Source organism: Bradyrhizobium sacchari (assembly GCF_002068095.1).
GTDB lineage: Bacteria > Pseudomonadota > Alphaproteobacteria > Rhizobiales > Xanthobacteraceae > Bradyrhizobium > Bradyrhizobium sacchari.
In genome coordinates, this window is record NZ_LWIG01000026.1 from 479717 (window position 1) to 493346 (window position 13630).

Sequence of the window (13630 nt, forward strand, 5' to 3'; positions counted from 1 at the left end):
TCGGCTCGCGCAGCACTTCCACCACGATGCGCAGCGGACTGCGCCGTTCGGGCCGGGGCAACTCGTTGGCGCCGTCCTCGTCCAGCCGCGCCCGGGCCTCGGCCTCGCTCAGTCCGGCGGGTCGCGTATCCGCCTTCCCGCTCACGTCTTCCGCCGAAGGCTCCAGAGGCTTCCCGCGAGCAGGACGGAGGTCACGAGCAGAATGGCGACGAAGGTCTGGATGATGGTGAAGTTCAGCGCATCGCGCGCGACGAACAGCGCGGTGATGGCTCCGGCGAGGACGAACAGAATGCGAAGGATCAGGCTCATCGTGGTGTCTCCAAATCGGCATGATCCGGAGCCCATTTGCCTACGCGGGAGCGCAACGCTGGTTCAGCAGTCATGCGGGCGGACCTTAGCGGCCGCCGGCCGCGCCCATTTGCGATACGTCAAGGTGATCTGCGCTGCTCTGCCGCAGGCTCGAACCGGCCCCGTCAGGAGCAGTCAAGCCGCCTAGGTTTCGTCCACCTCGAGCGTGATCGACACCTTCAGGAAAGGCGCGCCGTCTTCGCGAACGTCGACCACCACCTGCCGCGCACTGCCCGAAACGAAGGCATCGCGGGCGATGGAGGCGCCGCTCATGACTGCCTCCTTGCGCGCGTCGTTCTGGTTCGCAAGCTCCTGCCCGTCTTCATCGGGAATCACCCGGCCGTTCTCGTGGACGTCGAAGTGGAAGCGCGGCATCGGGCTCCCTCAGAGCACTGGCGACTGATGCAGGTAACGGCCGTCGAAATCCGCCAGTTCCAAAAGTTTCCGGTCGTCGAGCACCGTGACCCGGCCGCGCTGAAGCTCGACGATGCCCTCCAGCCGCAATTGCTTGATGACGCGGTTGGCGTGCACCGCGGTGATGCCCAACGCCTCGCCGATCTGCTCCTGGGTCAGCGGCATGTCGAAGCTGGTTCCGTCAATCTGCCCGATCAGCTTGAGCCGTTCGCGCAGCTCGACCATGACATGCGCCAGGCGCGCGGGCGCGGGGCGCTGGCCCACATTGACGATCCATTCGCGAAACATCGCCGCGTCGACCAGCGTGTCTCGCCAGAACATCTCGGCCACGTTCGGATTGCGACGGTGCAAACTTCGCAGCGTGTCGTGACTGATGAAGCCGAGCGTAGCCGGCGTCAGCGTCGAGAGATCGTGGTCCATCACGTGCAGGAACAGGCTCATGAGGTCGGGAATTTCGCCGGGGATGTGGATGGAAAGGATCTGCCGCTTGCCGTTGGGGATCGTCTTGGAGCGCGCGCAGAAGCCTTCTGCAATCAGGCAGCAATCCGTCGCCCGCTCGCCGTCGCGCACGACCGGCTTCTCTGCCGGGAAGTGCCGGACCGCGATCGGAAGAGCTTCGATTTCCCCGGCGTCCTCGTCCGAAATTCCAGAGGAGGTGCGCAGGCGCTTGATGAGCGCCGCACGGATTGCATCGGTAGCCACTGGAGGTCGCTCCGTCTCGGTGACCGGTGATTGGGCCCAGAAAATTGGAGCCTGCGCAGCCGCACGAATGAAAAACCGGCCATCAGCCTGCGGTTCCAACAAAAGTTAAGGACGTTGCTCGCGCCGCTGTGGTTGGCTTCGCGCGGAAAGGGCAATTCATGACCAAGAAGCGCAATCGTACGCGACCGGCCCTCTCGCTCCAGGAGCGCCTGAACAAATTCACGAAGGAAGCCCGCGCCGCCGCAATGAAGATGCCGGCTGGCAGCGAGCGTCGCACGCTGCTGCAGAAGGCGCGCGACGGCGAGGCCGCGGCCGAGATGGAACGCCTGCTCTCTTCACCCGGCCCGCAAGAGCCGAAATAAGCGCCGGAATGACCGCACGGCGCCGAGACGCCATGCCTTTATTGCTTCGCCATCAAGTCGAGTGCCGGGGCAAAGCGCTCGGCAAACGTCAATGTCTTGGCGTGGTGAACCGCAGCAAACGATGCCGATATCCCTGCTGAAGCGACCGCAAGCACGGCAAGGGCGAAAATCAGCCGGCGCATCTTGGCCTCCTGTTGTTTAACCCGGACACCACAAATAGATGGGACGGCTTTGTTTCAGGACGGTTTCGTGAGCGCGGAAATTGATTTCGCTCAAGCAGCCGTGATGCGATCCGGCTTATCAGGGCGGCTGCCGTAACCAACTAATAATAGTCGGCGTGCCTTGCAGGAGAGCGAGCCGCGTCGGGAATTTTCAGCTGCGGCCGCGATCCTGAAGAACGCAGCGACAAGCAGCATTCGCTGGAATGTGGAGTCATCAAGGACTGCTCAAATGAACGTCGTCATTCAGAAGCTCAATGGGTTATGGCACCTCATCGTCGGGTCGTACAAGATCCGGACGCCCTTCCTGGCAACCCAGGACCGCGCGCTGGTCGTGACTTACGCCCGCCGCGTTTATCCCGGCGCCAAGATCTTCCAGCGAGACTGATGTGAGCGCGCGCGCTCAATCATCGTCGGCCGGCCCGCACCAGCCGGGCAGATAGATCGCATCCTTGCTCTTGGCTGCGGCCAGAGCCCTCTCCAGCGCCTTGTCGAAATTGGCATCCACCGCCTTGCGCGACAGCTTGCGGCGCAGGAAGTCCGCCCACAGGAATTCGGAGAACGGCGTCGTGTCCTTGGCAAAGCCCCCCATGCGGCGGAGCTCGCCGGCAAGGCTGCGGAACGGATCGTCCTTAAGATCGGCAACCGATTTCGGCAGGTCGCGGAATGGCCGCCGTTCGCCCTTGGAGTCGTATGGATAGACCCAGCGCTTGTTGTCCATCACGCCCCAGAACGCCTCGCGCTCGACCATCCGGAGGTCACCGACGACGGTCACCAGCACCTCCTTGATGCCCTCGTCGTGCAGCGCGCGGCCGAGATGATGATGGTCGATCACGTAATAGCGCTCGTCAGGTCCGTGCACGACGGGGATCATGTGGGTGCCGAGCAGATCGGCCTGCTTCTTCTTGCCGTGCTCGCGCCAGCGCTTGCGCTTCTCCTTGACCTCGCGCATGCCGACCGTCATCTGCGTCGGTCGCAGCGACAGGATCGACACCGGATGCACTCTGGGTTCGCGCGCGTTGGTCGTGGTCATGGTTTGAGGGCCCCTCACACGTTGCAACCGGTCGTCCGGGTTCCCTGGATTATCCCATGGGCCCCATGGCGGCAAATGCGTTTGACCTGCACAGGCAGATCATAAGCCGATGTTCACGACGCCGAACGCGGCGCCATCTTGCGTTGCTGCAATGCACCCCGCCCATCCTGTCCGAGTGCGTGACGACCCGGTGCGCGATCCCTCCTTCGGCGAGGGGGCGTGCAAAAGGCACAATGCACGTTTGCGTTGAGAAGATTTTCTGCAACGTTTTCACCACGTATGCTATCTAAAAATCGCTGCTCCGGAGTGATCCTCGCACCATGAAAACCCAGCGGCCCATAAGCTCTGACGACGAGCACCGGGTGCTCCAGTTCAGGCCGCGCACCTCGTCCACCCCCGCGGCCCACCGGGGCGGCGGCACCGTGCAGCCGTTGCGCGTTGCGCCCGAGCCGCTTGACCTGTCGCGCTACGAGCAGCCCCGCGCCGAGCCGGACGATTTTCGCCATCGTATGCTCGCCAACATCGCCGCGCTTGCCTTCACCGTCGCGCTGACCGCGATCGGGATCTGGCTCGCGGTGAGCATCGCTGACCTGCGCCGGACCCAGGATTGCGTCCTGATGGGCCGCCGGGACTGCGCCAAGATCACGACGCCGCACATCTAGGCCCCGCCGCCGGCCGGAGGGTTCTGCTGGCGGCGTCCCCAGCCCTGTCCCTGCTGTCCCCCTTGGCCCCGTCCGGCTCCATTGAACTCAGGGCGGCGCTCCGATATACGGGCTTTCGACCCGGCCAGAGGGGGGTTTGAGGGCGTCATCAGGGGCGCGATGCCCTCCCATCGCGCCACTCTGGAACATCTGACAAATATCCGCAATATATCAAAGGCTTAGTGATGTCTTCCACATTCGATCAGGTCGCCACGATCATCGCTGAAACCTGCGACATCCCGCGCGACACGATCACGCCGGATAGCCACGCAATCGATGACCTCGGCATCGACAGCCTCGATTTCCTCGATATTGCCTTCGCGATCGACAAGCAGTTCGGCATCAAGCTGCCGCTGGAAAAGTGGACCCAGGAGGTCAACGACGGCAAAGCCACCACCGAACAATATTTCGTGCTGAAGAACCTGTGCGCGCGCATCGACGAACTGGTTGCCGCCAAGGGCGCGAGCGCCTAATCGGGCGGTCATGCAACTCGAATACTTCCACATGATCGATCGCATCGTCGACCTCAACGTCGACGAGAAGAAGATCGTCGTCGAGGCCCAGGTTCCCAAGGAAAGCACCGTCTTCGAGGGGCACTTCCCGGGGTATCCCTTGATGCCCGGCGTGCTCCTGATCGAATCGATGGCGCAGGCCTCGGGCTGGCTTCAGCTCGGCGTGTTCAAGTTCGAGCGCATGCCGATCCTGGCCGCCGTGAAGGAAGGCAAGGTGCGCGGCTCGGTGTTCCCCGGCGATCTCATGAGCATCGAGGCGAGCCTCACCCACGAGGGCTCGGGCTACGCCATGACCGAAGCCAAGATCAGGGTTGGCGGCAAGCTGCGCGCCAATTCTGCCCTCACCTTCACGCTGATTCCCTTCCCCAACGCGGATATGCGCGGGTACATGGCGAAGGTCGCCGAGCGCGTCGGCTTTCCGCAACAGGCCGTATCGCCATGACTGACACCGCTTCGAAGCCCGGCCAGACGGAAGTCTGGATCACCGGCATTGGCCTCGCCACCTCGCTCGGCGAGGGCCTCGACGCCAACTGGGCCGCGCTCCAGGAGAAGCGCATCAATGTCGATGAGAAGGGTTTTGCACCCTACATCGTGCATCCCCTGATGCCCGTCTCATTCGACAGCCAGATTCCGAAGAAGGGCGACCAGCGCCAGATGGAAGCCTGGCAGCGCATCGGCACCTATGCCGCCGGCCTCGCGCTCGACTCCGCCGGGATCAAGGGCAACAAGGACATCCTGTCGAAGATCGACATGGTGGTCGCCGCCGGCGGCGGTGAGCGCGACCTCAACGTCGACACCGGCGTGCTCACGGCCGAAGCCAAGGGAGCCAACGCGCCCGGCTTCCTCAACGAGCGCCTGATGAGCGATCTCAGGCCGACGCTGTTTCTGGCCCAGCTCTCCAACCTGCTCGCCGGCAACATCGCCATCGTGCACGGCCTTGGCGGGACCTCGCGCACCTTCATGGGCGAAGAGGTCGCCGGCGCCGATGCCGCCCGAATCGCGCTTGCGCGCATCGCCTCGGGCGAGAGCGACATTGCGCTCGTCGGCGGCTCGCACAATGGCGAGCGCAAGGACCTCCTGGTCCTCTACGAATTCGGCGACTTCAACCTGAAGGACAAATTCGCGCCGGTGTGGGCGCGCAAGGACCACGCCGGCTTCGCGCTCGGCTCGGCCGGCGCGTTCCTGGTACTGGAGTCGCGTGCGCATGCGGAGGCGCGCGGCGCAAAGCCGTTCGCAAAGCTGTCGAGTGTCGTTGCCGACCTCGCCCGCCGCAAGCAGCCTGGCGACACGGCCGCAACGCTCGAGAAGCTCTGGGCCAAGCTGCCGAAACGCGAGGGCAAGGGCGCGATCATCACGGGCGCGACCGGCGCGGAGCCTGCGACCTCGGAGGAACGCGGCTTCCTGAAGGGCCATGCCGACTTCCCGGTGCGCTCGACCGGTACGATGTTCGGTCACACCATGGAGACGCAATTCCCGCTCGGCATCGCGCTCGCCGCGCTGTCGATCTCGCGCGGCGCGCTGTTCCCGCCGAACGATTCGACCGGGACCGAGATTGAAATGCAGGGGGCGCCCACCCAGATCGTGGTGGTGGGGGCCGGACACTGGCGCGGCGAAGGCATGGCGCTGGTCGAGGCGGTCGGCTGAAGCGCCTCGCGCTTTGGCCGGATGATGCTCTAGCTTGATCGGGGGACACATGACTGCACCACGCGACAAATTCGGGCGTCCTGTCGTCGTCGTCACCGGCATGGGCATCATGACCTCCCTCGGCGCGGGCAAGGCCGACAATTGGGCCAAGCTCGTTGCCGGCGAATCCGGCATCCGCACCATCACGCGCTTTCCGGTCGAGGGCCTGAAGACCACGATGGCCGGCACCGTCGATTTCGTCAGCGTCGATCCGTTCTCCTCAACCGGCCTGTCCGAACGGATGGCCGAGATCGTGACGCAGGAAGCGCTCGAGCAGGCCGGTATCGGCGCCAAGGCCGATTTCCCGGGCCCCCTCTTCCTGGCGGTCGCGCCGGTCGAGGTCGAATGGCCGCAGCGCCGTGAGCTCGGCCGCGCCGTCGGCGCGCAGGACTTCAACTATGACGATCTCTTGCGCATCTCCGGCGGCGGCAAGTACAGCGCCTATCACCACCGCTTCATGTTCGGTTCGGTCGCAGCTCACCTCGCCGAGACCTTCGGCACCAAGGGCTCGCCGATCTCGCTGTCGACGGCCTGCGCGTCCGGCGCCACCTCGATCCAGCTTGGCGTCGAGGCGATCCGCCGCGGCGAGACCGATGCGGCGCTGTGCGTGGCAACCGACGGCACCGTGAATCCGGAAGCGCTGGTGCGCTTCTCGCTGCTCTCGGCGCTGTCGACCCAGAACGATCCGCCGCAGGCAGCTTCCCGCCCCTTCTCCAAGAACCGCGACGGTTTCGTCATGGCCGAAGGCGCCGGCGCGCTGGTGCTGGAGAGCTATGAAGCCGCTACCGCGCGTGGCGCAAAAATCCTCGGCGTGATCGCCGGCTGCGGCGAGCTCACCGATTCCTTCCATCGCACCCGCTCGTCTCCTGATGGCAAGCCGATCATCGGCTGCATGAACAAGACGCTGGCCGATGCCGGCATGACGCCGGACCAGATCGACCACATCAACGCGCACGGCACCGCGACGCCCGAGAACGACAAGATGGAGTTCAACACGACATCGGCCGTGTTCGGCGAGCTCGCGCAGAAGATTCCGGTCACGTCGAACAAGTCGATGGTCGGCCACACCATCTCGGCCGCGGGCGCAGTGGAGGCGATCTTCTCGCTGCTGACGCTCGAGCACCAGCGCATCCCGCCGACGATCAACTACGAGACCCCGGATCCCACGATCCTGTTCAACGTCGTCGGCAACACGGCGCGCGATGCCCGCGTGACCGCGGTGATGTCGAACTCGTTCGGCTTCGGCGGCCAGAACGCCTCGCTGATCCTGACCCGCGAACCGGCCTGACCGGACGCATGGCGCTGCTGACTGCGAGCACGAAGGCCCGCGCGCGGGAGGCTGCCAAATCGATCGGCGGCAGCCTGATCGGCGCCGCCACGGTCGGCATGCTGCGCACCACGCGCTATTTCGATCCGGTCAAGACCTCGGATTTCTTCGCACGCGTCGTGAAAAGGATCGGCCCGCGCCTGCGCGAGCACCGCATCGGCCGCGCCAATCTCACTGCTGCGTTTCCCGAGAAATCGCCCGAAGAGATCGAAGAGATCCTGATGGGCGTGTGGGACAATCTCGGCCGCGTCGGCGCCGAGTTCGCCCATATCGACCATGTCTGGGACTACGACCGCGAGCATCCGGAGAACAGCCGGATCGAACTCCCGGCGCGCAGCATCGAGCTGTTCGACCAGATCCGCGACGACGGCAAGCCGGCGCTGATCTTCGCCGCGCATCTCGCGAACTGGGAATTGCCGGCGCTCGCCGCCGTCGCCCACGGGCTGGATGCGGCGATCCTCTACCGCCGGCCCAACATCGCCTCCGCCGACCGCATCATCCAGGAGATGCGCCAGGTCAACATGGGCACGCTGATCCCGGCGGGCCGCGATGCTCCGTTAAGGCTCGCGCAGGCACTGAAGGACGGCAAGCATGTCGCCATGCTGATCGACCAGTATCTGACCGGCGGCGTCGAGGTCACCTTCTTCGGCCGCAAGACCCGCGCCAATCCGATGCTTGCCCGCCTGCTCCGCCAGGTCGAATGCCCGATTCACGGCGTCCGCATCATCCGCCTGCCCGGCGGCCGCTTCCGCGGCGAGCTGACCGAGGAGGTCCCGCCCGTGCGCGATGCCGAGGGCAGGATCGACATCCAGGGCACGACGCAGGCGATCACCAGCGTCGTGGAAAGCTGGGTGCGCGAGCATCCCGAGCAGTGGCTGTGGCTGCACCGCAGGTGGCGGTAGTTATTCCGTCATTGCGAGCGCAGCGAAGCAATCCAGATTCTTTCCGCGGTGACACCCTGGATTGCTTCGTCGCAAGGGCTCCTCGCAATGACGGGCATTGAGGGCTGGTAGCAGGCCCTGCCCTACTGCTGCGGCAGTCCCGCATCCACCTCGGCCTGCACGACACGCTCCCAGGCTGCGAGACAAACCGGACTTGCGTTCTTCATCGGCGGCGAGACGTTGCGCTTCGTCGTGCCGGGCCGCAGCCGCAGCCCCTCCTGCATCGCCGCCCTCGCCTCCTCGGTGCGCCCCGATCTCTGGTAGGCGGCAGCGAGCAGGAAATGCGAGCGGCCGGTCCCGGGCGTGACCGCGATCGAGCGCTGCAGCCACGGCAATGCCTCCTCAAAGCGCCCCATCAAGGCATAGGTCATGCCCGCGCCGAGCAGCCAGGTCCAGCGCGAGGCCGGCGGCGTGTCGTAACGATCGGCCTGCTGGAACGTTGCGAGCGCATCGTCGAAGCGGCCGAGATAGACCTGCCCGAGGCCGATCAGATAGAGCGCCGACCCGTTCCACGGATCGAAGCTCAGGGCCTTGGCGCAGGTGACGAGGCTCTCGACAAAATGATTGGTCGCGCTGAGGAAGCGGCAAGTGGCCTCGAGCACCGGAATCGAATTCGGCTTCGACCGCAGCGCCTGCTCCAGCGTCGCATTGGCCCTGGCCTCGACCGCGACCGCCTCCTCCGGGCTGAACCAGACCATCTGGATGCCGCGCATCTGCAGCGAAGCGAGCGCGACCGCGATGTCGAGATTGTCAGGATCGTCACTGAGCGCCTTCTGCAGCATGGCCTGCGCGGCGCCAAAACGCTCGCGCGTGGTCTGGTTGATCGAGGCCAGCGCCTGCTCGACGGCGACCTTGTCGCCGCCGGCCGACGCCCCGGCTGCCAGAGGGCGCGGCGCACGCGACTCCAGGATCTCGTTGAGACGGCGCGCAAGCCCATGACCGACGCCGGCGACGAGGCGCGACTGCGCGAGCTGCGCGTCCGCCTCGTCCGCGGCGACGGACGCTGCGACGACCGACTGCACCTCGGCGGTTGCGGCCTTGATGATGCGCGCACGCAGCGTCCAGGACTTGTCGCTGCGCTCGAGTTCGCCGCGCAGCTCATAATCGGATGATGCGGCGGACGCCGCGGTGCTATCGCCGCCCCTGGCCGCCATGCGTGGCGCAACCACGCTGATGTTCTGGATCTTGGCAAAACCATCGGTGAGACGAGCGGTGACCTCGGCGGCCATCGCCGCGCCGCGCGGGTCGTTGCGGTCGCCGGCGATCGGCATCACCGCGAGCCGCGGCGGCGTTCGCCTGAACAGGAGGTCCGGTTTCAGCACGGGCGCAGCAACCGCAAGCCCCATGACGATCACGCAGAGCCCGACCACGGCGGCGACCGTGGCCTGCCGGCTCAAGCCGAAGATGGCGCGCTGTGGCCTTGCGGCGGNGGCGACCTCGGCCGGTGGCGGGGCCGCGACCTCGTCGGCGTCCGGCCGGGCCTGCGCCGGGCCGGATTCGGGCGCTGCCTCAACTTCCGTCGCCAGCAGATAGCCGCCGCCGGAGGCAAGCTTGATCAGCTGCCGCCGCTCGTCGCCGAGCGCGGTGCGGAGCTCGCGAATGCATTGGAACAGGCTGTCCTCGCCGACATGGACGTTCGGCCAGACCGCCTCCATCAGCTCCTGCTTGCTCAGCACCCGGCCGCCGCTGGTGGCAAAGAGCCGAAGCATCTCGAACGTCTTGGGCCGAAGCTTGATCGGCGTGCCCTCAGGCCCGCGCAGCTCCGCGCGCTGCAGGTCCAGCTCGAAGCCGGCGAAACGAAGCAAGCTATCCCCCAAAACGTCTCTCAACGCGGCTCATATAGCGGAAGTCTGCGGGAAATGCCCGAAAATCGGGTCTGAAATACAAATATCAGAAACTTTCAGAAACTAGCCAACCCCTTATCAGGACACCACTCCCGCCCGGTGCGAAGAATCCCGTCGAGGACTCGGGACCTGCGTGTTGGGGGAAGTGGTGAAGACGGGGAAACATTATTTCAAGGCGACCCGCCGCCTGCGAACCGCGCTGCTGACGTCGTCGGCGCTGGCCCTGGCCTGGGCGCTGCCGGCCGGGCCTGCGCGTGCCGCGTCGGATGGCACCTGGCTCGCCTCCCCCGGCAGCAACGATTACGGCAACGGCGCCAATTGGGACGGCGGCTTCGTGCCGGTGGGCACGGCCTCCTTCGGCACCTCTGCGACCACCAGCCTGACGATTTCGAGCGCCAGCGTCGGCGGCTGGACGTTCAACGCCGGCGCCTCGAGCTACACGTTTGACGTCGGCACGCTGAACTTCACGGGTGCCGGCATCAGCATCAACGGCGGCAGCGCCACCATCAACAACTACAACACCCTGAATTTCCTCAACGGCAGCACGGCCGGCAGCGCCACTATCAACAACAACAGTAGTTTAGTCTTCTTTAGTTCAAGCACCGCCGGCAACGCCACCATCAACAACAATAGCGACCTCCAGTTCGTGGACAACAGCACGGCCGGCAATGCCACCATCAACAACAGCAACATTGGCAGCATACTAACCTTCTACAATTCAAGCTCGGCCGGCAGCGCCACCATCATCAACAGTTACATCGTCCGGTTCCGGGACAACAGCACGGCCGGCAATGCCGCCATCATCAACAATGGCGGCGCCTCTGTCGACTTCTCCCTCACCACGGGATTGAACGGCGACGACAAGATCAGCGCCGGCTCGATCGCGGGCGCCGGCTCTTACAATCTCGGCGCCAACGAACTGACGGTCGGCTCGAACAATGCATCGACCGAGGTCAGCGGCGCCATCTGGGGCGCCGGCGGCTCGCTGGTCAAGGTCGGCACCGGCACGCTGACCCTGTCGGGCACCAACAGCTATACCGGCGGCACCACGATCAACGGCGGCACGTTACAGCTCGGCAGTGCCGGCGGCGTCGGCTCCATTGTGGGGACCGTCACCGTTGGCGCCAGCGGCACGTTCAGCGTCTTCAACGGCGACACCAGCGGCATCACCAGCATCACCAACAGCGGAACCACGATCTTCCACAACGGAAGCGGCGCCAGCTCCGCCAATATCTCAAACAGCGGCGGCCTCTCGTTCTACGACGACAGCACGGCCGGGAGCGCAACCATCACCAACACGGCCGCCGGCACCGTCAACTTCTACGACCGCAGCACGGGCGGAAGCGCAACCATCGCCAACATCGGCACCTTGACCTTCAACGGCTCAAGTACCGCCGGCAACGCGGCCATCACCAACAGCGGCTCCTTTGCCACGACGATTTTCGGCGAAAGCAGCACGGCTGGCAGCGCGACCATCACCAACAATATGTTGCTGAGTTTCGTCGACAACAGCACGGCTGGCAGCGCCACCATCGTCAATAACTACAATATGTATTTCGGCGGCTCGAGCACGGCCGGAAGCGCCAGCATCACCAACACCGGCACCATCACCCTCAACCAATCGAGCACGGCCGGCAGTTCGACGATCACCAACCACGGGATCATCCATTTCTTGGACAACAGCACGGCGGGCACCGCTACGATCTTCAGCGACAGCACTCTGTCGTTCAATGCGAACGCCACTGCCGGCGGCGCGACCATTACCACTGACGGCACCGGCACTCTGGAATTCCGCGACACCAGCACGGCCGGTAACGCCACGATCGTCAGCACCAGCGGCGCCAGGCTGACTTTCCTCAACACCAGCAGCGCCGGCAGCGCAACCATCACGAACGAAAATGACGCGCTCTTCAGGGACAGCAGCACGGCGGGCAGCGCCACGATCTCCAACGTCGGCTTTGGCACTATGAATTTCCTCGAAGCCAGCAGCGCCGGCGGCGCAACCATCACGAACGCGAATGCTCTGTACTTCCGGGACAGCAGCACGGCGGCGAGCGCTAGTATCACCAACAATGGCGGCATCGCATTCTACGGCTCCGCCACTGGCGGCAACGCAACCATCACCAACAACGGTAGTATAACGTTCTTCGCCAACAGCACAGCCGGCAACGCGGTCATCATCAGCAATGCCAGCAGCCTGGTCGATTTCAGTCCCACCGCGGGTCCCAACGGAGACAACAAAATCAGCGCCGGTTCCATCGCGGGCGCTGGCCTCTACCTGCTCGGCGCCAATGAGCTGACCGTCGGCTCGAACAATCTCTCGACCGAGGTGAGCGGCGATATCAACGGCGCCGGCGGCTCGCTGGTGAAGATCGGCTCCGGCACGCTGACCCTATCGGGGGGCAATGCGTATACCGGCGGCACCACAATCAATGCGGGCACGCTGAAGATCGCGGGCGCCGGCACGCTTGGCGCCAGCAGCGCCGGCACAAATGTTGCGGGTGGCACGCTCGATCTTGGCGGCACGGCACAGACCCAGGACGGTGGCGTGACGGTGACGGGCGGTCGCATAACCAACGGCACGCTGTCATCGTCCGGTTTGTTCGACGTACGAGCCGGCATTATCGACGCCAGTCTCGCGGGCAACGGCGCGCTGACCAAGGGCGGCAGCGGCACGTTGACGCTGTCGGGCGCAAATACATATACCGGCGCGACGATCGTGAACGACGGCACGCTGGCGGTGAACGGCTCGCTCGCATCCTCCAGCGGCGTCACGGTGAACAGCGGCGGCACGCTCGGTGGCACCGGCATCGTCGGCAACACGACGATCGCGAGCGGCGGCACGCTGGCGCCGGGCAATTCCGTGGGCACGCTCTCCGTCAGCGGCAGCCTCGCCTTCGGTGCAGGCAGCTTCTACCGGATCGAGGTCTCCACCACTGCCGCCGACCGGACCAATGTCACCGGCACCGCGACGCTGACCGGCGCCACCGTGCAGGCGGTGGCGCTGCCCGGCAGCTTCCGCAGCCAGACCTACACCATTCTCAATGCGACCGGCGGCCTTGGTGGAACGCAGTTCGCCGGGCTGAGCGTCACCAACAGCTTCAGCCCTGCCCGCAATCCGCACCTCACCTACGATTCGAGCAATGTCTATCTGGTGCTCGATCCCGGCACGATCGTGCTGCCGGCAGGCAGCAGCGGCAACCAGGCCAGCGTCACCAACGGCATCAACAAGGCGGTCGAGAGCGGCGCGACGCCGCCGGCCGGCTTCGATGCGCTGCTCAACATGGGCGGCGCGCAACTCAACCGCGGGCTCAGCCAGGTCTCCGGCCAGCCCGGCGCCGCCGGCACGCAGGCCGCGTTCAATGCCACGCAGCAGTTCGTGGGCATGCTTGATCCGTTCGGCGGCGGCACGGATGGCGAGCGTGGCGGTACGGCCGGCGACGGCGGGACGCTGGGCTACGCGTCCACCGCACCAAACGACGCCAGGGTGCGGGAAGCCTATGCCGCGGTGACACCGCGCGATGCCAGGGACGATGTCGTCGACC

The 13630-nt window shown here is 65.3% G+C and carries 16 protein-coding genes and 1 pseudogene; 9 read left to right on the top strand and 8 right to left on the bottom strand.

What is annotated here, in order from left to right; all coding sequences use genetic code 11:
* The 4 genes from A5906_RS45020 to A5906_RS26310 form a co-directional block, all read right to left on the bottom strand.
* Nucleotides 1–145, bottom strand: a 145-nt coding sequence (locus A5906_RS45020; RefSeq protein ID WP_245326919.1) for a cation-transporting P-type ATPase, incomplete at its 3' end; no start/stop codon positions are given.
* Complete coding sequence (locus A5906_RS43160) at nucleotides 142–309, bottom strand: hypothetical protein (RefSeq protein WP_167523431.1); 168 nt, start codon at nucleotides 307–309, stop codon at nucleotides 142–144. The genes A5906_RS43160 and A5906_RS45020, both read right to left, overlap by 4 nt.
* A 183-nt stretch (nucleotides 310–492) precedes the next feature.
* Nucleotides 493–723, bottom strand: a complete 231-nt coding sequence (locus tag A5906_RS26305) for a DUF6894 family protein (protein ID WP_080138142.1) — start codon at nucleotides 721–723, stop codon at nucleotides 493–495.
* 9 nt (nucleotides 724–732) lie between these two features.
* On the bottom strand, nucleotides 733–1566 hold the full coding sequence (locus A5906_RS26310; protein WP_347337616.1) for a Crp/Fnr family transcriptional regulator: 834 nt from the start codon (nucleotides 1564–1566) through the stop codon (nucleotides 733–735).
* Between the two features lie 56 nt (nucleotides 1567–1622).
* Between A5906_RS26310 and A5906_RS26315 the strand changes: the two genes are divergently transcribed.
* Nucleotides 1623–1826, top strand: coding sequence for a hypothetical protein (locus A5906_RS26315; RefSeq protein ID WP_080138144.1), 204 nt, complete (start codon nucleotides 1623–1625; stop codon nucleotides 1824–1826).
* 38 nt (nucleotides 1827–1864) lie between these two features.
* Here A5906_RS26315 and A5906_RS43165 read toward each other — a convergent pair whose 3' ends face one another.
* Entirely contained in the window at nucleotides 1865–2008 is a 144-nt protein-coding gene (locus A5906_RS43165) for a hypothetical protein (protein ID WP_167523432.1), read from the bottom strand.
* Nucleotides 2009–2276: 268 nt separating this feature from the next.
* Here A5906_RS43165 and A5906_RS43170 point away from each other — a divergent pair, with 268 nt between their 5' ends.
* A complete protein-coding gene (locus tag A5906_RS43170; RefSeq protein ID WP_167523433.1) occupies nucleotides 2277–2432 on the top strand; it encodes a hypothetical protein in 156 nt (51 codons plus the stop codon).
* Nucleotides 2433–2447: 15 nt separating this feature from the next.
* Here the strand turns inward: A5906_RS43170 and A5906_RS26320 are convergent, their stop codons facing one another.
* Nucleotides 2448–3077, bottom strand: a complete 630-nt coding sequence (locus A5906_RS26320; RefSeq protein WP_080138145.1) for a ParB-like protein — start codon at nucleotides 3075–3077, stop codon at nucleotides 2448–2450.
* A gap of 320 nt (nucleotides 3078–3397) precedes the next feature.
* Between A5906_RS26320 and A5906_RS26325 the strand changes: the two genes are divergently transcribed.
* The 6 genes from A5906_RS26325 to A5906_RS26350 all read left to right on the top strand — a co-directional run bounded on the left by A5906_RS26325 (nucleotide 3398) and on the right by A5906_RS26350 (nucleotide 8202).
* On the top strand, nucleotides 3398–3739 hold the full coding sequence (locus A5906_RS26325; protein ID WP_080138146.1) for a hypothetical protein: 342 nt from the start codon (nucleotides 3398–3400) through the stop codon (nucleotides 3737–3739).
* 224 nt (nucleotides 3740–3963) lie between these two features.
* Nucleotides 3964–4251 (top strand): acyl carrier protein, encoded by a 288-nt coding sequence (locus tag A5906_RS26330; protein WP_007592476.1) that lies wholly within the window; start codon nucleotides 3964–3966, stop codon nucleotides 4249–4251.
* 10 nt (nucleotides 4252–4261) lie between these two features.
* Nucleotides 4262–4732, top strand: coding sequence for a 3-hydroxyacyl-ACP dehydratase FabZ family protein (locus tag A5906_RS26335; RefSeq protein WP_080138147.1), 471 nt, complete (start codon nucleotides 4262–4264; stop codon nucleotides 4730–4732).
* Nucleotides 4729–5934: a beta-ketoacyl-ACP synthase gene (locus A5906_RS26340; RefSeq protein ID WP_080138148.1), complete on the top strand. Its 1206-nt coding sequence runs from the start codon at nucleotides 4729–4731 to the stop codon at nucleotides 5932–5934. The genes A5906_RS26335 and A5906_RS26340 overlap by 4 nt, the downstream gene beginning before the upstream one ends.
* Before the next feature lie 49 nt (nucleotides 5935–5983).
* Nucleotides 5984–7261, top strand: a complete 1278-nt coding sequence (locus A5906_RS26345) for a beta-ketoacyl-ACP synthase (RefSeq protein ID WP_080138149.1) — start codon at nucleotides 5984–5986, stop codon at nucleotides 7259–7261.
* A gap of 8 nt (nucleotides 7262–7269) precedes the next feature.
* On the top strand, nucleotides 7270–8202 hold the full coding sequence (locus A5906_RS26350) for a lipid A biosynthesis lauroyl acyltransferase (protein ID WP_080138150.1): 933 nt from the start codon (nucleotides 7270–7272) through the stop codon (nucleotides 8200–8202).
* A 122-nt stretch (nucleotides 8203–8324) separates the two neighbouring features.
* Here A5906_RS26350 and A5906_RS46205 read toward each other — a convergent pair whose 3' ends face one another.
* Both A5906_RS46205 and A5906_RS45030 read right to left on the bottom strand, forming a co-directional pair.
* The gene (locus tag A5906_RS46205; RefSeq protein WP_347337619.1) at nucleotides 8325–9587 is read right to left on the bottom strand and encodes a tetratricopeptide repeat protein; all 1263 of its coding nucleotides are present in this window, start codon (nucleotides 9585–9587) and stop codon (nucleotides 8325–8327) included.
* 84 nt (nucleotides 9588–9671) lie between these two features.
* Nucleotides 9672–10070 (bottom strand): annotated as a pseudogene (locus tag A5906_RS45030) (winged helix-turn-helix domain-containing protein); the annotation flags it as partial.
* A 163-nt stretch (nucleotides 10071–10233) separates the two neighbouring features.
* On the opposite strand from A5906_RS45030, the gene A5906_RS26365 reads away from it, so the two are divergent.
* Nucleotides 10234–13630, top strand: a 3397-nt coding sequence (locus tag A5906_RS26365) for a beta strand repeat-containing protein (protein ID WP_210189985.1), incomplete at its 3' end; no start/stop codon positions are given.